Annotated in this window: 19 protein-coding genes; 9 read left to right on the top strand and 10 right to left on the bottom strand. The window is 58.5% G+C overall.

Annotated features, from left to right (window positions below; genetic code table 11):
* Nucleotides 1-24: 24 nt before the first annotated feature.
* The 3 genes from glnD to FO014_RS15550 all read left to right on the top strand — a co-directional run bounded on the left by glnD (nt 25) and on the right by FO014_RS15550 (nt 4171).
* Nucleotides 25-2694 (top strand): bifunctional uridylyltransferase/uridylyl-removing protein GlnD, encoded by a 2670-nt coding sequence (gene glnD, locus FO014_RS15560; protein WP_160030187.1) that lies wholly within the window; start codon nt 25-27, stop codon nt 2692-2694.
* A gap of 167 nt (nt 2695-2861) precedes the next feature.
* Nucleotides 2862-3686 carry a 2,3,4,5-tetrahydropyridine-2,6-dicarboxylate N-succinyltransferase gene (gene dapD, locus FO014_RS15555; RefSeq protein WP_160030186.1) on the top strand — a complete coding sequence of 275 codons (825 nt, stop codon included), beginning with the start codon at nt 2862-2864 and terminating at the stop codon, nt 3684-3686.
* A 95-nt stretch (nt 3687-3781) separates the two neighbouring features.
* A complete protein-coding gene (locus FO014_RS15550) occupies nt 3782-4171 on the top strand; it encodes a DUF3461 family protein (protein ID WP_105232311.1) in 390 nt (129 codons plus the stop codon).
* 33 nt (nt 4172-4204) lie between these two features.
* Here FO014_RS15550 and FO014_RS15545 read toward each other — a convergent pair whose 3' ends face one another.
* Genes FO014_RS15545 through FO014_RS15535 form a run of 3 tightly spaced genes read right to left on the bottom strand, consistent with a single transcriptional unit; the run spans nt 4205 to nt 5787 of the window.
* Nucleotides 4205-4654 (bottom strand): flavodoxin, encoded by a 450-nt coding sequence (locus FO014_RS15545; protein ID WP_160030185.1) that lies wholly within the window; start codon nt 4652-4654, stop codon nt 4205-4207.
* A 33-nt stretch (nt 4655-4687) separates the two neighbouring features.
* Nucleotides 4688-5458: a tRNA pseudouridine(65) synthase TruC gene (truC, locus tag FO014_RS15540; protein WP_160030184.1), complete on the bottom strand. Its 771-nt coding sequence runs from the start codon at nt 5456-5458 to the stop codon at nt 4688-4690.
* On the bottom strand, nt 5458-5787 hold the full coding sequence (locus FO014_RS15535) for a YqcC family protein (protein ID WP_201282871.1): 330 nt from the start codon (nt 5785-5787) through the stop codon (nt 5458-5460). The genes truC and FO014_RS15535 overlap by 1 nt, the downstream gene beginning before the upstream one ends.
* Nucleotides 5788-5964: 177 nt before the next feature.
* Here FO014_RS15535 and FO014_RS15530 point away from each other — a divergent pair, with 177 nt between their 5' ends.
* Entirely contained in the window at nt 5965-7203 is a 1239-nt protein-coding gene (locus tag FO014_RS15530) for an MFS transporter (protein WP_160030182.1), read from the top strand.
* A 576-nt stretch (nt 7204-7779) separates the two neighbouring features.
* Here FO014_RS15530 and syd read toward each other — a convergent pair.
* Nucleotides 7780-8331 (bottom strand): SecY-interacting protein, encoded by a 552-nt coding sequence (syd, locus tag FO014_RS15525; protein ID WP_160030181.1) that lies wholly within the window; start codon nt 8329-8331, stop codon nt 7780-7782.
* 138 nt (nt 8332-8469) lie between these two features.
* Between syd and queF the strand changes: the two genes are divergently transcribed.
* The 3 genes from queF (at nt 8470) to xni (ending at nt 11712) form a co-directional block, all read left to right on the top strand.
* Nucleotides 8470-9318, top strand: a complete 849-nt coding sequence (gene queF / locus FO014_RS15520) for an NADPH-dependent 7-cyano-7-deazaguanine reductase QueF (RefSeq protein WP_160030180.1) — start codon at nt 8470-8472, stop codon at nt 9316-9318.
* Nucleotides 9319-9536: 218 nt separating this feature from the next.
* Nucleotides 9537-10901, top strand: coding sequence for a nucleotide 5'-monophosphate nucleosidase PpnN (gene ppnN, locus FO014_RS15515; RefSeq protein ID WP_015673574.1), 1365 nt, complete (start codon nt 9537-9539; stop codon nt 10899-10901).
* A 52-nt stretch (nt 10902-10953) separates the two neighbouring features.
* Entirely contained in the window at nt 10954-11712 is a 759-nt protein-coding gene (xni, locus tag FO014_RS15510; RefSeq protein WP_160030179.1) for a flap endonuclease Xni, read from the top strand.
* A 27-nt stretch (nt 11713-11739) separates the two neighbouring features.
* Here xni and rlmM read toward each other — a convergent pair whose 3' ends face one another.
* The 4 genes from rlmM to FO014_RS15490 all read right to left on the bottom strand — a co-directional run bounded on the left by rlmM (nt 11740) and on the right by FO014_RS15490 (nt 14802).
* On the bottom strand, nt 11740-12843 hold the full coding sequence (gene rlmM / locus FO014_RS15505; RefSeq protein ID WP_105232319.1) for a 23S rRNA (cytidine(2498)-2'-O)-methyltransferase RlmM: 1104 nt from the start codon (nt 12841-12843) through the stop codon (nt 11740-11742).
* Nucleotides 12836-13231 carry a DUF423 domain-containing protein gene (locus tag FO014_RS15500; RefSeq protein ID WP_099050025.1) on the bottom strand — a complete coding sequence of 132 codons (396 nt, stop codon included), beginning with the start codon at nt 13229-13231 and terminating at the stop codon, nt 12836-12838. Before FO014_RS15500 ends, rlmM begins: the two co-directional genes overlap by 8 nt.
* A 45-nt stretch (nt 13232-13276) precedes the next feature.
* On the bottom strand, nt 13277-14194 hold the full coding sequence (locus FO014_RS15495) for a transcriptional regulator GcvA (protein ID WP_105232320.1): 918 nt from the start codon (nt 14192-14194) through the stop codon (nt 13277-13279).
* A 383-nt stretch (nt 14195-14577) separates the two neighbouring features.
* The gene (locus tag FO014_RS15490) at nt 14578-14802 is read right to left on the bottom strand and encodes a YgdI/YgdR family lipoprotein (protein WP_105233494.1); all 225 of its coding nucleotides are present in this window, start codon (nt 14800-14802) and stop codon (nt 14578-14580) included.
* A gap of 183 nt (nt 14803-14985) precedes the next feature.
* Here FO014_RS15490 and csdA point away from each other — a divergent pair, with 183 nt between their 5' ends.
* Entirely contained in the window at nt 14986-16191 is a 1206-nt protein-coding gene (csdA, locus tag FO014_RS15485; protein ID WP_160030178.1) for a cysteine desulfurase CsdA, read from the top strand.
* 23 nt (nt 16192-16214) lie between these two features.
* Entirely contained in the window at nt 16215-16649 is a 435-nt protein-coding gene (gene csdE / locus FO014_RS15480) for a cysteine desulfurase sulfur acceptor subunit CsdE (RefSeq protein ID WP_160030177.1), read from the top strand.
* Here csdE and tcdA read toward each other — a convergent pair.
* Nucleotides 16640-17446, bottom strand: coding sequence for a tRNA cyclic N6-threonylcarbamoyladenosine(37) synthase TcdA (gene tcdA, locus FO014_RS15475; RefSeq protein WP_105232323.1), 807 nt, complete (start codon nt 17444-17446; stop codon nt 16640-16642). The genes csdE and tcdA overlap by 10 nt on opposite strands.
* 83 nt (nt 17447-17529) lie before the next feature.
* The gene (mltA, locus tag FO014_RS15470) at nt 17530-18672 is read right to left on the bottom strand and encodes a murein transglycosylase A (RefSeq protein ID WP_160030176.1); all 1143 of its coding nucleotides are present in this window, start codon (nt 18670-18672) and stop codon (nt 17530-17532) included.
* Between the last annotated feature and the right edge of the window lie 222 nt (nt 18673-18894).

Here is an 18894-nt window from a genome sequence, read left to right as displayed (position 1 = left end):
TTTTTTATTTTTATAGGCCATCCCATGTCTGAAGATTTTCGTGCATCCGCACCGCCGGTCGTCGCGCAACTGACGCCGCCCGCCTCGCCCCATACCTATGGCGATGATGAGCTGGACTGCGGCACGCTGAAACAGCGACTGGAACAGTTTCAGCACTGGCTGGCGACATCCTTTGACGCCGGCGCCAGCGCCGAAAGCCTGGTGGCGGCGCGCAGTGAGTTCGTCGACCGCCTGCTGCGCCGTCTGTGGCGTTTTTACGGCTTTGAACAGGTTGCCGAAACCGCGCTGGTCGCGGTGGGCGGCTACGGCCGCGACGAGCTGCATCCGCTGTCGGACATCGACGTGCTGGTGCTCAGCCAGCAGCGGTTGAGCGAGCCGCAGGCGGCGCGCGTCGGCGAGTTCATCACGCTGCTGTGGGACCTGAAGCTGGAGGTCGGCCACAGCGTGCGTACGCTGGAAGAGTGCCTGCTGGAAGGGCTGGCCGATCTGACCGTAGCCACCAACCTGATCGAGTCGCGGATGATCTGCGGCGACGTGGCGCTGTTCCTGCAGATGCAAAAACACATTTTCAGCGACGGCTTCTGGCCCTCCCCCGATTTTTTCCACGCCAAGATTGAGGAGCAGCAGGAGCGCCACCAGCGCTACCACGGCACCAGCTACAACCTGGAGCCGGACATCAAAAGCAGCCCCGGCGGCCTGCGCGATATCCATACCCTGTTATGGGTGGCACGGCGCCACTTCGGTGCCACCTCGCTGGATGAAATGGTCGGTTTCGGCTTTCTGACACAGGCGGAACGCAACGAGCTGAACGAATGTCAGAGCCTGCTGTGGCGTATCCGCTTCGCGCTGCATCTGGAGCTGTCGCGTTATGATAACCGGCTGCTGTTCGATCGCCAGCTCAGCGTAGCGCAGCGGCTGCGCTACCAAGGCGAAGGCAATGAGCCGGTCGAGCGCATGATGAAAGACTTCTACCGCGTGACGCGCCGCGTCAGCGAACTGAACAACATGCTGCTGCAGCTGTTTGATGAAGCGATTCTGGCGCTGGACGCCACGGAAAAACCGCGCCCGCTGAACGATGATTTCCAGCTGCGCGGCGATCTGATCGATCTGCGCGACGAGACGCTGTTTGAACGCCAGCCGGAAGCCATCATGCGCATGTTCTATCTGATGGTGCGTAACCGCGATATCCGCGGCATCTACTCCACCACCGTGCGCCAGCTGCGCCATGCGCGCCGTCATCTGAAACAGCCGCTGTGCACCATTCCCGAAGCCCGCGAGCTGTTTATGGCAATTTTGCGCCATCCGGGCGCGGTGGCGCGCGCTCTGCTGCCGATGCACCGCCACAGCGTGCTGTGGGCCTATATGCCGCAGTGGGGAAAAATCGTCGGCCAGATGCAGTTCGACCTGTTCCACGCCTACACCGTAGATGAACACACGATTCGCGTGCTGCAAAAGCTGGAAAGCTTCGCCGATGAGGAAACCCGGCCGCGCCACCCGCTGTGCGTCGAGCTGTATCCGCGTCTGCCCCACCCGGAGCTGCTGCTGATCGCCGCGCTGTTTCACGATATCGCCAAAGGACGCGGCGGCGATCACTCTATTCTGGGGGCGGAAGACGTGGTGGAGTTCGCCGCGCTGCACGGCCTCAACTCGCGGGAAACTCAGCTGGTCGCCTGGCTGGTGCGCTGTCACCTGTTGATGTCGGTCACCGCCCAGCGGCGCGACATTCAGGATCCGACGGTGATCCAGCAGTTCAGCGCTGAAGTTCAGAGCGAAACACGGCTGCGCTACCTGGTCTGCCTGACGGTGGCGGATATCTGCGCCACCAACGAAACGCTGTGGAACAGCTGGAAACAGAGCCTGTTGCGCGAACTCTATTTCGCCACGGAAAAGCAGCTGCGCCGCGGCATGCAAAACAGCCCGGACCTGCGCGAACGCGTACGCCACCACCGCCTGCAGGCGCTGGCGCTGCTGCGCATGGACAATATCGACGAAGAGGCGCTGCACCGCATCTGGAGCCGCTGCCGCGCCGACTATTTCCTGCGTCATTCACCCAATCAGCTGGCCTGGCACGCACGCCACCTGTTGGCCCACGACTCCACCAAACCGCTGGTGCTGGTCAGCCGGCAGGCGACGCGCGGCGGCACCGAAATCTTTATCTGGAGCCCGGATCGTCCCTACCTGTTCGCCGCCGTCGCCGGAGAGATGGACCGCCGCAACCTGAGCGTACACGACGCGCAAATTTTCACCAACCGCGACGGAATGGCGATGGATACCTTTATCGTTCTGGAACCGGACGGCAGCCCGCTGGCGCAGGATCGCCACAACGCCATTCGTCAGGCACTGCTGCAGGCAATCACCCAACGCGACTATCAGCCGCCGCGGGTGCGCCGGCCATCGTCCAAACTGCGCCACTTCAGCGTGCCGACGGAGGCCAGCTTTCTACCGACCCACACCGACCGGCGCAGTTACCTTGAGCTGACCGCGCTGGATCAGCCCGGCCTGCTGGCGCGCGTCGGTGAAGTGTTTGCCGATATGGGACTTTCCCTGCACGGCGCGCGCATTTCCACTATCGGCGAGCGGGTTGAGGATTTATTTATTCTGGCCGACGGCGATCGGCGCGCTTTAAACGCCCAAACGCGCAGAAAGTTGGAACAACGGTTGACAGAGGCCCTCAATCCAAACGATAAAATGTGATATACCCTTCATCTTTCAAGCGGCAGCGTTGTTGGCTGCCCTTACTCACCCCAGTCACTTACCGACGTAAGCGCCGGGGAACTCGTGCGGTTGCCGCCTCGCCGCCACTCGAAATCTTTTGGGTAAACCAGTAACCTTTAGCTAAACATTATCAGGACGAGAACAGAATGCAGCAATTACAGAACGTTATCGAGAGCGCCTTTGAACGTCGTGCGGACATTACCCCGACGAGCGTAGACACCGTAACGCGCGAAGCGGTAAACCAGGCCATCGCCCTGCTGGACAGCGGCGCCCTGCGCGTCGCCGAAAAGATTGACGGCCAGTGGGTAACCCATCAGTGGCTGAAAAAAGCCGTGCTGCTCTCTTTCCGCATCAACGACAACAAGGTGATGGACGGGGCTGAAACCCGCTATTACGACAAAGTACCGATGAAATTCGCCGACTACGACGAAGCGCGCTTCCTGAAAGAAGGTTTCCGCGTCGTACCGCCGGCCACCGTGCGCCAGGGCGCGTTTATCGCACGCAACACCGTGCTGATGCCATCCTACGTCAATATCGGCGCCTACGTTGACGAAGGCACCATGGTCGATACCTGGGCCACCGTCGGTTCCTGCGCGCAGATCGGTAAAAATGTTCACCTGTCCGGCGGCGTCGGTATCGGCGGCGTACTGGAGCCGCTGCAGGCCAACCCGACCATAATCGAAGACAACTGCTTTATCGGCGCACGTTCCGAAGTGGTTGAAGGGGTGATCGTGGAAGAAGGCTCGGTGATCTCCATGGGCGTTTACCTCGGCCAGAGCACCCGTATTTACGACCGTGAAACCGGCGAAATCCACTACGGCCGCGTCCCAGCGGGTTCCGTCGTGGTATCCGGCAACCTGCCGTCCAAAGATGGTTCCTACAGCCTGTACTGTGCGGTGATCGTCAAAAAAGTGGACGCCAAGACGCGCGGAAAAGTCGGCATTAATGAGTTATTGCGCACCATCGACTAAGCTGAATAGCGGGTGATTCACCCGCTATTTTTTTATCTTAAGCAGCGCGGGCATCCTCACTAACGTGGAATAACACTTATTACTAGGGGCGACGTATGTACGATAATTTGAAAAGCTTGGGCATTAATCAACCGGAAGATATCGATCGTTATAGCCTGCGGCAAGAGGCCAATAACGACATCCTCAAGATCTATTTCCGCAAGGATAAAGGCGAATTCTTCGCCAAAAGCGTGAAATTCAAATATCCGCGCCAGCGTAAAACCGTGGTGGCCGACAACGCCGGTCAGGGTTATAAAGAGATCCACGAGATAAACCCCAACCTGCGCTATGTGATCGATGAGCTGGATCAGCTGTGTCAGCGCGATCAGGCGGAAGTCGATTTGAAACGCAAGATCCTCGAAGACCTGCGCCATCTGGAAGGCGTGGTGTCGCACAAGATTGCCGAGATTGAAGCCGATCTGGAAAAGCTGACCCGCGGCAAATAATCATCAGGGCGCGGTCACCGCGCCCTTCAGGGTTTACTTCAGCAATACCGCCCATTTTTCTACCCACGGGCAGGAAACCACTTCGGGTTCAGGCTGTTCCATGGCATCAATTTCCAGCAGCTCCCCTACGCGCGTCGCCCCCTGCTCCTGCAGCAATGCATCAAACGCCCGGCCGGCGCCGCAGAAATTGTCATAGCTGCTGTCGCCCAGCGCAATCACTCCGTAGCGCAGCTCCGGCTGATAACCGACCCGATCGCGAATCGCCACGAACAGCGGCGCGATGCTGTCCGGCAAATCCCCCTGCCCGGTGGTCGAGGTCACCACCAGCGCATAATGCTGATGATAGGCCTGCCACTCTTCCAGCGTCCCCTCTTCGAACAGTTTGACCTCGTGCCCCTGCTCGATAAGGATGGTTTCCGCTTCTTCCGCCACCAACAACGCATTACCGTATACCGTGCCGACGAAAATACCGACCTGAGCCATGCTTACAACTCCCTTAATGCTCTGAAAAAATTCTCAGCTAGCTTGACCGTAAGCCGCCGGAAACTCAACCCTGACAAGCTCAGGGAGAACATCCAGCCAGCCAAACTGTGACATCACCCCCTGCCAGGCCCGATCCCAACGGGCGGAAATCTGCAGCGGCTGCCCGCTTACCGGGTGATTCAGCCGCAGGTGGCTGGCATGCAGCATCAGGCGCGGGCAAGAAAAGTGCTGCGCCATGCCGCGGTTTTGCCGCAAATCGCCATGTTTGCTGTCGCCGATAATAGGGTGACGCAGATGTGTCATATGGCGCCGCAGCTGATGCTTGCGGCCGGTTTCCGGCTGCAGCTCCATCAGGCTGTAGCGCGCGCTGTCATAGCGCCCGATCGCTACCGGCATTTCCACCTGCGCCAGCGGGCGATAATGGGTAAGCGCCGGCTGCGGCGCTTTATCCGCGTCGGAAAACTTATCGGCAATCTTATCCCGATCCTGCGTCAGCGGGTAATCGAGCGTCGCAGCTTCATTGACAAAGCCGCGCACCACCGCATGGTAGGTTTTCTGTACCTGATGCTGTTCAAACTGCTGCGACAACAGATGGGCGACCTCGCTGGACAACGCCATCAGCAGCACGCCGGACGTCGGCCGGTCAAGCCGGTGAACGGTAAAAACGTGCTGGCCGATCTGATCGCGCACCGTCTGCATCACAAACACGCTTTCATGGCGGTCCAGCCAGCTGCGGTGCACCAGCCAGCCCGCAGGCTTGTTCACCGCCACCAGGTGCTCATCCTGATAAAGAATTTCCAGCATTACTGCGGCTCTTGGTTCAGTAAATCGTCCAGGCGCTGCAGCACGATCAACAGCGGCAAACAGCCCGGCTCTTTGTCTTTCAGCGCCTCTTCAAAATAGGGCGTGATGGCAAAGCGCGTCGGCAGCGGCGCATTGCCGTCCAGCAGGGCGTACATGCGCGGCAGCATCACCCACTGCAGCCACTCTTCCGCCTGCATGCTGTCGATACAAAACGGTTCAGTGCTGTTAAACGCCTCAGGCGCCGGCGGCGTAGCCTGCCACAGCGTCAGATCGCGCATGGATTGTTCGATAGCCTGCAAGTAAAGGCGAACCTGATTATGTATATTCATCTGCATTTCCGATCGTTCGAAGCGATAAAACTCAGCGCACGGGCTGAAAGGCGGCAGAGCATAGCATTTAACCGGTTATAGCCCAAATTCCGTCGACAAGACAGATTTTGCTCTGGTGGCCGTACTACGCACGCGGCACAATATCCATTAAGTAAACCAATAAATAAGATAATACACATGACCGCAACTTCAGCAGTAAAACAACACGCAACGCCCGGCAAAGCCATGCTGGCCTCGGTGACCGGCTACGCCATGGATGGCTTCGATCTGCTTATTTTGGGCTTTATGCTGCCGGTTATCGCCGCCGAACTGCACCTCACCTCTGCCGAATCCGGCTCGCTGGTCACCTGGACGCTGATCGGCGCGGTATTGGGCGGCATAATTTTCGGCCACCTCAGCGACCGCTTCGGCCGTATCCGCATCCTTACCGTCACTATTTTGATGTTTTCACTGTTTACCGGCCTGTGCGCACTGGCGGTCGGCTATTGGGATTTACTGGCTTATCGCACGCTGGCGGGTATCGGGCTGGGCGGCGAGTTCGGCATCGGCATGGCGCTGATCGCCGAAGCCTGGCCGGCGGAAAAGCGCAACCGCGCCTCCGCCTACGTGGGCATGGGCTGGCAGCTTGGCGTGCTGGCCGCGGCGTTTCTGACGCCGCTGCTGCTGACGCATATCGGCTGGCGCGGCATGTTCCTGGTCGGCCTGGTGCCGGCCCTGGCCTCCTTCCTGATCCGCCGCACGCTGGGAGAACCGGAAGAGTTCGAGCGGCAAAAAAGCGCGGCGCCGGCTTTGTCCTTCCGCCAACGTCTCGGTCTGCTATTTAAGGATCGCGCGACCGGCCGCGCCAGCATCGGCATCTTTATTCTCTGTTCAGTGCAAAATTTTGGTTACTACGGGCTGATGATCTGGATGCCGACCTATCTGGCGACCAACTTTGGCTTTTCTCTGACCAAATCCGGCATCTGGACGGCGGTAACGGTGATCGGCATGACCTTGGGCATTTGGCTGTTCGGCATGTTGGCCGACCGCTTTGCACGCTGGAAGATTTTCATCGCTTATCAGCTGGGAGCGGTGGTGATGGTAGTGTGCTACGCACAGCTCAGCGACCCGACCTGGATGCTGCTGGCCGGCGCGGTGATGGGACTGTTCGTCAATGGCATGATTGGCGGCTACGGCGCACTGATTTCAGACACCTACCCGACGCAGGCGCGGGCCACGGCGCAAAATATTCTGTTTAATCTGGGACGCGGCGTTGGCGGGCTGGGGCCGCTGGTCATTGGCGCACTGGTGACGCAGGTATCCTTCACCGCGGCCATCAGCCTGTTGGCCGCTATTTATCTGCTGGACATCTACGCCACGCTGTTCCTGCTGCCGAAAAAACAGGGCCAGGGGGATACGCTGGGAGCAATCGGCTAAACGCGCAAGGCGGGCAAAAAGTTGGGGGCACTGTATGAACAGTGCCCCCGGTTCGTTTTATAGCTTTCCCGCTACACGGAATGCTCCCTGCTCAATCCCTGAAAACTTTTCCTGCGGCCATCCTGACCCAACGTCCATGCCTTATCCTTTAACTAGCATCATCCTGACGCGGTCCTCGGTCTCCCTGACCCACCAGCCATCCCGTACCGGCTCTCAATCTCCGTCCTGGAGGTGTCCCTGATTTCTTTCCTGAAATATCCTGAGCATCGCCCTGACGCCATCCCGCCACCCTTCACTGGGTGCATCCGCTTCTTCATCCAGAAGTCTGCATCATCCCGATGCTTCCAGCTCCAGCCGCCTTCCATCCGGCAGATATAAGATCGCTTAATTCCTTTCTCGCCACAAGGGATTGTGAGACAAAAGTACAAAAAGGCGTTACACGATAGTTTTTACCGATTCGTTAACCAACTGATACATCTGGTAATAAATCAATTTTTGCCGTTAGGCGTCCATAAATTAAAAGCGATCTCGCACAAGGCTTGTGCGAGATCTCTCACAAATATTTTGGGTTTTAGCTCAATCACCAGCTAACGGGCGCAGCGTATCGAGGAAACTGCCCAGCGTAGCCGCCAGCAGCGAACGCCGGTCGCTGCCAAACTGCTCCAGCACCACATTGCCGCTGATATTGCACAACGACACCATCTCCATTTCCGACTCTGTGGTCGCCAGGAACAGCGTCGGCGCCAGCTTCAGACGTTTCTGCGTCACCAGATGACCGATCAGGTTTTCCTGCAGGCGGATAAAATCATCCGCGCTCCACACCTGCAGCAGGCTGAGCCGATGCTCGCCGAACTGCGCGCCCATATCGCCGGCGTATTGCTGCGTATAAAAGGCGTGAATATCAGGCTGCAGACGCAGCTCCAGCGCGTTTTCCACCTTTTCCAGCGTTGCCGCAGGCGTAAACGGCTGCGGCAGCCACAACACCTCTTCATCGCGATTTTCCACCACGCACGGTGAAGGCACGCCGTACAATTCGCGGCTGGCCGGCGCATGGCCACGCTGCTGCTGCCAGAGCGCCACATAGCGCTGGGTAAATTCACGCAAGGCGTGAGTCACATCATGGTCCATATTTTCTCTCGCATACGGTAAACTGACGGCCATTGTACCCATAACCTTGCATACTTGCTTGCAGCGACGCCGGCGTTAAGCACGTTGCCGCGTCTGCAATGCCATTTTTCAGCACTAACCGGAGTAAGGTGACAGCAGATGTCCTCCTATCAAAATCATCAGGCATTATCAGGGCTGACGCTCGGTAAACCCACCGCTTACCACGACCAGTACGACGCCACGCTGCTGCAGCCGGTGCCGCGCAGCATGAACCGCGAGCCGCTGGGCCTTTACCCCGATAGCCTGCCGTTCCACGGCGCGGATATCTGGACGCTGTACGAGCTCTCCTGGCTCAACGCTAAAGGTCTGCCGCAGGTGGCGGTGGGAGAAATCAGCCTCGATGCCTTCAGTCTGAACTTGATCGAATCGAAAAGCTTCAAACTCTACCTGAACAGCTTCAACCAGACCCGTTTTGAGAACTGGGAAGCGGTGCGCTGCACGCTGTTGCGCGATCTGGCGGCCTGCGCGCAGGGAGAGGTGGAAGTGAAACTGTTCCGCCTGGATGAAATTGAAGGGCGCCCTATTGCGCAACTGCAGGGTGAATGTCTCGACCAGCAGGACATCAGCATCGATGACTATCAGTTCAGCGCCGACTATCTGCAGGATGCGGCGGCGGGCAGCCCTGAGGTAGAGGAAACGCTGGTCAGCCATCTGCTGAAGTCCAACTGCCTGATCACCAACCAGCCTGACTGGGGATCGGTGCAGATCGCCTATCGCGGCGCGCAGATTAACCGTGAAGCGTTGCTGCGCTATTTAGTCTCTTTCCGCCATCATAATGAGTTTCACGAACAGTGCGTGGAGCGCATCTTCAACGATATCATGCGTTTTTGTCAGCCTGAACGCCTCTCGGTCTATGCGCGCTATACCCGCCGCGGCGGCCTGGATATCAACCCGTGGCGCAGCAACGCCGCTTTTGCGCCGACGCACGGCCGCCTGGCGCGCCAATAAATGCGAGGCGTTGCTCAACAACTGAGCTAATAGCAGGTTTGCATTGGTAAAAATCAGGGGACGGCGGTAAGGTTAATTCTCGGCGCCCTCACGCATAGCGGGTGCCGCAGAGCAGATAGGCGTTATTAACCGCAGCGTGCACAAGCGGGATCGTCATAATGACAGGCGGTCCTGCCGATGGATTGCCACCGCCCCGCCATGGGTGCAAAGGAGTTACCTTGATTACACATATCAGCCCGCTTGGCTCAATGGATTTGCTGTCGCAGCTGGAAGTAGACATGCTGAAGCGTACCGCCAGCAGCGACCTGTATCGTTTATTCCGCAACTGTTCACTGGCGGTGCTGAACTCCGGCAGCCAGACCGACAACAGTAAACAGCTGCTGTCACGCTATGAAACGTTTGATATCAATGTACTGCGCCGTGAGCGCGGCGTAAAACTCGAGCTGGTCAACCCGCCGGAAGACGCCTTTGTCGACGGGCGCATTATCCGTTCCCTGCAGGCCAACCTGTTCGCGGTGCTGCGCGATATTCTGTTCGTGCACGGGCAAATCGCCAGCGCCGGGCGCTTCCAGCACCTGAATCTGGAAAACTCCGTCCATATCACCAACCTGGTGTTCTCGATTCTGCGAAATGCGCGCACGCTGCATCTGGATGAAGATCCCAATATGGTGGTGTGCTGGGGCGGCCACTCGATCAATCAGAACGAATACCTGTACGCGCGTAAAGTCGGCAGCGAGCTGGGCCTGCGCGAACTGAACATCTGTACCGGCTGCGGTCCGGGCGCCATGGAGGCGCCAATGAAAGGCGCAGCGGTCGGCCATGCTCAGCAGCGCTATCGCAACAGCCGGTTTATCGGCATGACCGAGCCATCCATCATCGCCGCCGAGCCGCCTAACCCATTGGTCAACGAACTGGTGATCATGCCGGATATCGAAAAGCGTCTGGAAGCCTTCGTGCGCATCGCCCACGGCATCATTATTTTCCCGGGCGGCGTGGGCACGGCGGAAGAGCTGCTGTACCTGCTGGGCATCCTGATGAATCCGGAAAACAGCGAGCAGGTGCTGCCGCTGATCCTCACCGGGCCGAAAGAGAGCGCCGACTACTTCCGGGTGCTGGATGAGTTCATCATGAATACCCTCGGCGACGCGGCGCGCCGCCATTACACCATTATCATCGACGACCCGGCCGAAGTGGCGCGCCAGATGAAGAAGGCGATGCCGCTGGTGAAAGAAAACCGCCGCAATACCGGTGACGCCTACAGCTTCAACTGGTCGATGCGCATCGCTCCTGACCTGCAGCTGCCGTTTGAGCCGACCCATGAGAATATGGCCAACCTCAACCTGTCGCCGCAGCAGCCGCCGGAAGAACTGGCCGCCGCTCTGCGCCGCGCGTTCTCCGGCATCGTCGCCGGCAACGTGAAAGAGAACGGCATCCACGCCATTGAGCAGTTCGGCCCGTACAAACTGCATGGCGACCCGCAAATGATGAAGCAGATGGATCAGCTGCTGCAGGGCTTCGTCGCCCAGCACCGCATGAAGCTGCCGGGCAGCGCCTACGTGCCCTGCTATGAAATCATTACCTGACCAACCGTGGGGCGGCACCCAGCCGCCCTGCCTTTTTGCTAGCTAAACCACTATGGCCATACATCTACTGATCGTCGACGCCCTGAACCTGATTCGCCGCATCCACGCCGTACAAGGTTCTCCGTGCGTCGATGCCTGCCGTCATGCGCTGGCGCAGCTGATACAGCACAGCAAGCCAACCCATGCGGTCGCGGTCTTTGACGAGGACGACCGGGGCGACAGCTGGCGTCACCAGTTGCTGCCGGACTACAAAGCCGGCCGTTCGCCCATGCCGGACACTCTGCAGCAGGAAATGCAGCAGCTGCGCGAGGCGTTTGCCGGTCTCGGCGTCGCCTGCTGGCACTCCCCCGGCAACGAAGCGGACGACCTGGCTGCAACGCTGGCCGCCAAGGTATCCGGCGGTGGCCACCCGGTCACCATCGTGTCGACCGATAAGGGCTACTGCCAGCTGCTGGCGCCCCAGGTGCAGATCCGCGATTACTTTCAAAAACGCTGGCTGGATCTGCCTTTCGTGCAGAAAGAGTTCGGCGTGGCGCCGCAGCAGCTGCCGGATTACTGGGGGCTGGCCGGTATCAGCAGCAGTAAAATCCCTGGGGTTGCCGGCGTCGGGCCGAAGACCGCCGTGCAGCTTCTGCAGCAGGCGGCGGATCTGGATACGCTGTATCAACAGTTGGATACGGTGCCGGAGAAGTGGCGCAAAAAACTGGAACAGCACCGCGAGATGGCCTACGTCAGCAAACAGATCGCCACGCTGCGTACCGATCTGACGCTGGACGGCAACCTGCAACAGCTGCGGCTGCCGATAAATTAAGGGCGCTGCACGCAGCGCCCTGTCATATCAGTCCCGTTCGTCGCGGCGGCCCGGCACGGCGGACCACATGCGGCGTACGTGCACCGTCACCTCTTCACGGTCATGATACAGCTGCTTGGCATGCACATCCGCGCTGATGCCTGCCGCACCCAACGCCTCCCGGATGCTCTGCAGATTCTGCGAGACCTCTTCGTAACGCTTCTTCATCGGCAGCTTCAGGTTGAAGATCGCCTCACGGCACCAGCCTTTGACCAGCCACTGAATCATCAGGCTGGTGACCTTAGCCGGCTTCTCCACCATATCGCACACCAGCCAGTAGATTTTGCTGCTGTTCGGCTCAAATTTAAAACCGTCGGCGCGATGATGGGTAACCTGACCGGTATCCATCAGGCTTGGCGCCATCGGGCCGTTATCCACCGCATGCACCATCATGCTGCGCTTCACCAACTGATAGGTCCAGCCGCCGGGGCAGGCCCCAAGATCCACGGCGTGCATGCCGCTGCCCAGACGTTCGTCCCACTCATCGGCGGGAATAAACACGTGGAACGCTTCTTCCAGCTTCAACGTTGAACGGCTTGGCGCATCGGCCGGGAATTTCAGCCGCGGGATGCCCATATAAAACGGCGAGTTATTGTTGCTGTATGAATAGCCGACATAGCAGCATCCCGGCGCGATAAAGAATACGTGCACCACCGGCCGCGTCGGGTTTTCACGCGCCATCAGCACCTTCTGCTCACGCATCGCGGCGCGCAGCGGCACCGTCAGCTTGCGGCAGAACTTCATCAGCTCTTTGCTTTCGTTGGTGTCCGCCACTTCTACCCGCAGCTCGCCGCCGCGATCGACCACGCCGATCAGCATACCGACAATCGGCGAAACGCGGTCTTCCGGCGGCAGATCGCGCAGCAGCTCACCGACGACAATCAGCTGGCGGGCAAAAATCAGCTCGCGGAAGGGAATTTCTTTCGCCAGCCGGTCGGCATCGTCCGGCTGATAGCACTCAAACAGCACATAGCCGCTGTTTTCTTTTACCCGGGCAAAGCCGAAAATCTCCAACTGAGAGGCTTTATCCGTAATTTCCGCCGCGCACTCTTTTTCAAAGCCGGGGCGGCAGTACAATGCAACTTTATTCATGGCGCTCGGCCTTTTTCCTCAGACGCAAAGCGCCAATCAACATCAATGCCCAACCGATCAGGAAACACACGCCGCCTACCGGCGTGATATAGACCCAGACCTTCAGGTGCGACAGCGCCAAACAATACAGGCTGCCGCTAAACAACACGGTGCCGAGCGCCAGCAGCGCTCCGCTCCAGTAAAACCACAGGCTGACGCGGCGTTGCATCGCTACCGCCAGTGCCAGCACCGCCAGGGTATGCACCCCTTGATAATCCAGCCCGGTGCGGATCCACGCCATTTCATTGGCGCCCAGCGTACCGCTCAGCACGTGCGCGCCAAATGCCCCCAAAGCAACAAATACAAAACCGCTGATCGCGGCAAAAATCAGCATCGAACGACTGCTCATCGTTATTTACCTTTAGTCGATAACCGACCGCCTGAGGCCGCCGGTTTATTGTTCATAGCGGAAACGATATTTTTCCTGCTCGCTGGCAGCACGCGCCAGTATCCATTGGCGAAAGGCGGCTATTTTACCCAGTTCTGCCTGGCTGTCATGACATACCAGATAAAAAGCGTTTTTGCTGACCAAAACATCATTAAACGGACATACCAACCTGCCCGCTTCAATTTCCGTCTGCGCAATCACGTTGTTCACCAGCGCAATGCCCTGACCATGCACCGCCGCCTGTACCACCATCGCGCTGTGGCTGAAAATCGGCCCTTGCTGCACATTAATATGCTGTAAACCCAGTTGCCGGGTATAGGCCAACCAGTCGCGGCGTGAAGTATCGTGCAGCAGCGTGTGATTAGCCAGATCGTCCGGCGATTTTAAGGCGCGCTCGCCGGTCAGCAGGCTGGGAGAACATACCGGCAGCAGATATTCGGCATACAATCGCTCCGCACGCAGCCCCGGCCAATTGCCGCGGCCATAAAAAATGGCGACGTCAACGTCGTCGGCCAGTTTATCCTCTTCCCGGTCAACGGCTTGTATACGAACATCAATTCCCGGATAAGCTGAGTTAAAGCCAGACAGGCGCGGCACCAGCCACTGAATAGCGAAACTCGGCGGCAAACTGACCGTCAATGCGCCCTTGGCGCTGCGCGCCTGCAGCTTACGCGTTGCTTCATTAATGGAGGAGAATATCTCTTTGATATCCAGATAATAACTCTGCCCTTCTTCGGTCAGCAGCAGGGAACGGTTGCGCCGGCGGAACAGTTTAAGGCCGAGGAAATCCTCCAGAGACTTGATCTGGTGGCTCACCGCAGCCTGAGTGACAAAAAGCTCTTCGGCCGCTTTAGTGAAACTGAGATGGCGGGCTGCCGCATCAAACACCCGCAACGCATTAAGGGGCGGTAAACGTTTAGACATTAATTAGCTACTTTTGTGTAACAAAATTACAACACCATCAACCCTAAAAGCGGGTTGCGTTGACAGACGCGCGCTGGCTCGCTTTTTCCGCGTCCATTTCATTAGTTTTTTTTATCCGATGCATTATAAATTGTCCGTTGAGCAGACGCCAGCAAATACCTATAGTGGCGGCACTTCCCGGGCCGGAACGAAAAGGGATTGGGTGTCGAGGACGCCGATGAACTTTTGGCTTGTGGTTGTGATGTTGTGTTTGCAAATTGTCCGGCGATTCCGGACATGGTAGCTAAGCTACTGTTTTTTTCACTTCCTGTACATTTACCCTGTCTGTCCATAGTGATTTATGCAGCACCGCAAACATTGCGGTGCTTTTTTTTACCTGACGCTTACTGGTCGCTTTCCGCCAGCTCTTTCACGTCGGCACGGTTAATTTGCTGTTCGACGCCGTTCGCATCTTTATAGCTGATCATCCCGGTATCTTCATCAACCTGCGGTTTACCGTCGGCAACAATGGTTCGTCCATCATTGGTGTGCATCACATAGTTACTGGAACAAGCTGCCAACGTGAACGTCAGCATCAGAGCAGAGATAACTGCGGCCGTTTTCTTCATCTTGGACTCCTTGTAGATAAAAATGCTGTAAAAGACCTTTAGATACATAAAGGCAAGGTTGCGCACCCGTAGAAACAGCATAACAAACTCACACCGGAATGCCAGACAACCGCTGCAATGGACTTGTCAGTCACGGCAAAATAGGACAGGATCGACAGGTGTTCCGACCAATGATAATCCACTATGTCGTCGTTTAATTCCTCACTTTTCCGCCGCCAGTTTCCCGCGCTGGCGCAGCCCGGCGTTTATCTGGACAGCGCCGCCACCGCGCTGAAGCCGCAGGCGGTGATCGCCGCCACGCAGCAGTTTTACAGCAGCGAGGCGGCCACCGTGCACCGCAGCCAGCATAAGGCCGCTCAGGATCTGACCGTACGTTTTGAACAGACGCGCCATCAGGCGGCGGCATTGATTAACGCCGCCGGCGCCGAAGAAATTGTCTGGACGCGCGGCACCACCGAGGCGATTAATCTGGTGGCGCAAAGCTATGCGCGCCCCCGCCTGCAGCCCGGCGATGAAATTATCGTCAGCGAGGCGGAGCATCATGCCAACCTGATCCCCTGGCTGATGGTCGCAGAGCAGACCGGTGCCCGCGTAACAAAACTGCCGCTGGGGGCCGACCGGCTGCCCGACCTGGCGCTGCTGCCGACGCTGCTCAGCGATAAAACCCGGCTGCTGGCGCTGGGACAGATGTCCAACGTTACCGGCGGCTGTCCGGATCTGGCGCAGGCGATCGCGCTGGCGCACGGCGTCGGTGCCAAAGTCATGATCGACGGAGCCCAGGGCATCGTGCACTGTCCGGCGGACGTACGGCGGTTAAACATCGACTTTTACGCCTTTTCCGGCCATAAGCTGTATGGCCCGACCGGTATCGGCGTGCTGTACGGCAAAAGTGAACTGCTGGCGCAGATGGTGCCGTGGCAAGGCGGCGGCAAAATGCTGACTCAGGCCTCGTTTGACGGCTTTACCGCGCAAAAACCGCCCTACTGCTTTGAGGCCGGCACGCCGAATATCGCCGGAGTACTGGGGCTGGGCGCAGCGCTGAGCTGGCTGGAGGAACAAAATCTGCCGGCGGCGGAAGCCTACGCACGGCAATTAACCGACGACGCCGAGCATCGACTGGCGCAACTGGCAGGCTTTCGCAGCTTCCGTTGCTCCGGCTCCAGCCTGCTGGCGTTCGATATTACCGGTATTCATCACAGCGATATCGTCACGCTGCTGGCGGAGCAAGGCATCGCGCTGCGCGCCGGGCAGCACTGCGCGCAGCCGCTGATGGCGGCGCTGGGCGTCAGCGGCACCCTGCGCGCCTCTTTCGCCCCTTATAATACGCCGGAAGACGTCGACAGGCTGGTCGACGCCATGGTGAATGCCGTCGATCTGCTGGCAGATTGATACACTGTAATTTCGGAGACGCTATGCTAGCCCCTCACCCCTTCGGCCACGACATTACCGCTGCGGCCCTGACAGAAAAATTCGGCGCGCTGAAACAGTGGGAAGACCGCTATCGCCAACTGGTGATGCTGGCAAAACAGCTGCCCACGCTGCCGGAAGCGCTGCGCAACGCGGATATAGAGCTGAGCGGCTGTGAAAACCGCGTCTGGTTAGGCCATCAGCTGTTGGATGACAATCGGCTGCATTTTTACGGCGACAGCGAAGGCCGCATCGTGCGCGGCCTGCTGGCGGTGTTATTAACCACCGTGGAAGGAAAGACGCCGCAGCAACTGCTGGCCGCCGATCCTCTGGCGCTGTTCGACAGCCTGGGATTGCGCGCCCAGCTCAGCGCCACCCGCGCCAGCGGTCTGGAAGCGCTGGCCGCAGCGGTAAAGGATATCGCCGCGCGCTATGCCTGACGAGCCGCTTTAGCCATCATCTTCTTCAGCGCATGTGAAACCGCAACAAAGCCGAAGGTTGCGGTGACCATGGTCGCCGCGCCGAAACCGGCGCTGCAGTCCATGCGCTTTGGCCCTTCCGCCGTACTGCGCGATGCACACACTGAGCCGTCCGGCTGCGGGTATACCAGCGCTTCGCTGGAAAAGACACAGTCGATCCCCAGTTTACCCTTGCTGTTTTTCACCACGTTGAAGTCGTGTTTGAGCCGCTCGCGCAGTTTGGCCGCCAGCGGATCCTGAATGGTCTTCGCCAGATCCGCCACTTCAATACGCGTAGGATCGATCTGTCCGCCGGCGCCGCCGGTGGTGACGACCGGGATTTTAAAGCGGCGGCAATAGGCCAGCAGCGCCGCCTTCGGCCGCACGCTGTCGATGGCGTCAATCACATAGCTAAAACCGTTGTCCAACAGTTCCGCCACGTTATCCGGCGTAATAAAGTCGTCGATGCAGGTCACCCGGCACTCCGGATTAATCGCCAGAATGCGTTCGGCCATCACTTCCGTCTTCGACTGACCGACGTGGCCGCGCAGCGCGTGGATCTGGCGGTTGGTATTAGTGACGCAGACATCATCCATATCAATCAGGGTAATAGCGCCGATGCCGGTACGCGCCAGCGCCTCCGCCGCCCACGAGCCCACGCCGCCAATGCCGATCACGCACACGTGCGCCTGGGCGAACAGCGCCAACGCCTGCTGGCCATACAAACGCGCCGTACCGCCAAAACGTTGCAGATAGGCTTCTGAATAGGGAGTGCTCATAACGCTTTAATTACCTTAATTATGCAAATGATAAGGGCCGGAAAATCCGGCCCTTGCGGGTGAGCGACGACGGGCGTTAACGATTAACGCGTCGCCAGCAAGCCCCCGCTCTGACTGACCTTGGGCCGATAGGCGCTGAACAGCGGCGCGCCGCTGTTGCCGCCTTTCAGCACCCATACCCGACCATAGTGGTTGTAAAAACCGGCCGCATGACCGGCGTCCGGCCCGATACCCTGATAGATATCAAAGTGCTGGCCTTTAATCGCGCCGCCAACGTCCAGCGCCACCATCAGGCGCATCTCATATTTTCCCGTGAATTTACCCTTGTTGTCCAGCAGCGGCACTTCCGCCAGCAGCGTGGTGCCGGCAGGAATCAGCGAGCGGTCGGACGCCACCGACGCCTTGGCGATCAGCGGCACCGCGCTGGCGCCTTTCACCGGCGCGAAAGATTCCGGGCGGAAGAAGACAAAGGACGGGTTCTGCTCCAGCAGCTCGCGTACTTCCGCTTCGCTGTGGCTGTCAGCCCACTTGCGGATCGCCTGCATCGACATATCCGCCTTGGCCACCTCACCCCGGTCGATCAATACCCGGCCGATACTGCGGTAAGCATGGCCGTTTTTGCCGCCGTAGCCAAAGAACACCAGTGGCTGGCCGTTACCAAAATCGACATAGCCGCTGCCCTGCACTTCCATCATAAAGTTGTCCATCAGCGAGTTGCTGTAGGCGATGATGTAGCGGTCATCCAGCGCGCCGTTATAAATGCCCGCACGGCTCGGCAGACGCCCGCGTTTCGGCGGCATGCGGTACAGCGGGTAGCGGAATTCGCCCTGCGGCGTGTAGCGCGCCTGCACCACCGGCGTATAGTAGCCGGTAAACTGTACGTTGCCGTAGTTGTCCGCCCCTTCCATCTGATAGGCGCTGAGGCCGAACTGGCTAAGCTGGCGGGTGTCCGCACCGGAGGCCATCCAGCTCTTTACCGCCTGGTAGGTACTGCTGTTACGGTTAAACAAAGAAGGAGATGCGTATTGGATCTCCAGCAGTTGGTTGGCGTAATCATTACCGTTCATCGGTACGCCGCGGGTGTTTGGCTGATTAACCAGCGCCAGCGGCTGCTCCAACTGCCCATCTTTATATTGCTGACCGCGGTCGGTCGGCTTTGACGAACAGCCCGCCAAGATTGCTATCACTAACCCGCCCAGCAGGTATTTGCCCCAACGTCCTTTCATCGCGCGCTCTCTTAAAAAACAGGTATGGTTTTTACCCAAGACATTTCGAGGTGCAGACGGCAGGCCAGGCCCCGTCGCACATCTGCAGCTTGAAAAATAAAGGGGATACCGGCGAAAGATAACAAACCCCTTCAGATAAAGGAATCGCTGCCAATAAAAAATCTCACACCGCGCAGGATGATGAAAAAGAAAGCAATGTGCGGGCGAAATAAGCCAAAAAAC

It is taken from the genome of Serratia rhizosphaerae (assembly GCF_009817885.1).
Taxonomy (GTDB): Bacteria; Pseudomonadota; Gammaproteobacteria; order Enterobacterales; family Enterobacteriaceae; genus Serratia_B; species Serratia_B rhizosphaerae.
Note: the sequence above shows the minus strand (reverse complement) of the source record. Positions and strands in the feature narration are given on the sequence as shown.

Bases quoted from the DNA above. Each gene is read 5' to 3' on its own strand.
- glnD (WP_160030187.1), top strand. From the start codon at position 25: ATGTCTGAAGATTTTCGTGCATCCGCACCGCCGGTCGTCGCGCAACTG.
- FO014_RS15530 (WP_160030182.1), top strand. From the start codon at position 5,965: ATGACCGCAACTTCAGCAGTAAAACAACACGCAACGCCCGGCAAAGCC.
- FO014_RS15535 (WP_201282871.1), bottom strand. From the start codon at position 5,787: ATGAATATACATAATCAGGTTCGCCTTTACTTGCAGGCTATCGAACAA.
- mltA (WP_160030176.1), bottom strand. From the start codon at position 18,672: ATGAAAGGACGTTGGGGCAAATACCTGCTGGGCGGGTTAGTGATAGCA.
- queF (WP_160030180.1), top strand. From the start codon at position 8,470: ATGTCCTCCTATCAAAATCATCAGGCATTATCAGGGCTGACGCTCGGT.
- FO014_RS15495 (WP_105232320.1), bottom strand. From the start codon at position 14,194: ATGTCTAAACGTTTACCGCCCCTTAATGCGTTGCGGGTGTTTGATGCG.
- FO014_RS15545 (WP_160030185.1), bottom strand. From the start codon at position 4,654: ATGGCTCAGGTCGGTATTTTCGTCGGCACGGTATACGGTAATGCGTTG.
- FO014_RS15490 (WP_105233494.1), bottom strand. From the start codon at position 14,802: ATGAAGAAAACGGCCGCAGTTATCTCTGCTCTGATGCTGACGTTCACG.
- csdA (WP_160030178.1), top strand. From the start codon at position 14,986: ATGTCGTCGTTTAATTCCTCACTTTTCCGCCGCCAGTTTCCCGCGCTG.
- csdE (WP_160030177.1), top strand. From the start codon at position 16,215: ATGCTAGCCCCTCACCCCTTCGGCCACGACATTACCGCTGCGGCCCTG.
- rlmM (WP_105232319.1), bottom strand. From the start codon at position 12,843: ATGAATAAAGTTGCATTGTACTGCCGCCCCGGCTTTGAAAAAGAGTGC.
- dapD (WP_160030186.1), top strand. From the start codon at position 2,862: ATGCAGCAATTACAGAACGTTATCGAGAGCGCCTTTGAACGTCGTGCG.
- FO014_RS15500 (WP_099050025.1), bottom strand. From the start codon at position 13,231: ATGAGCAGTCGTTCGATGCTGATTTTTGCCGCGATCAGCGGTTTTGTA.
- truC (WP_160030184.1), bottom strand. From the start codon at position 5,458: ATGCTGGAAATTCTTTATCAGGATGAGCACCTGGTGGCGGTGAACAAG.
- xni (WP_160030179.1), top strand. From the start codon at position 10,954: ATGGCCATACATCTACTGATCGTCGACGCCCTGAACCTGATTCGCCGC.
- FO014_RS15550 (WP_105232311.1), top strand. From the start codon at position 3,782: ATGTACGATAATTTGAAAAGCTTGGGCATTAATCAACCGGAAGATATC.
- tcdA (WP_105232323.1), bottom strand. From the start codon at position 17,446: ATGAGCACTCCCTATTCAGAAGCCTATCTGCAACGTTTTGGCGGTACG.
- syd (WP_160030181.1), bottom strand. From the start codon at position 8,331: ATGGACCATGATGTGACTCACGCCTTGCGTGAATTTACCCAGCGCTAT.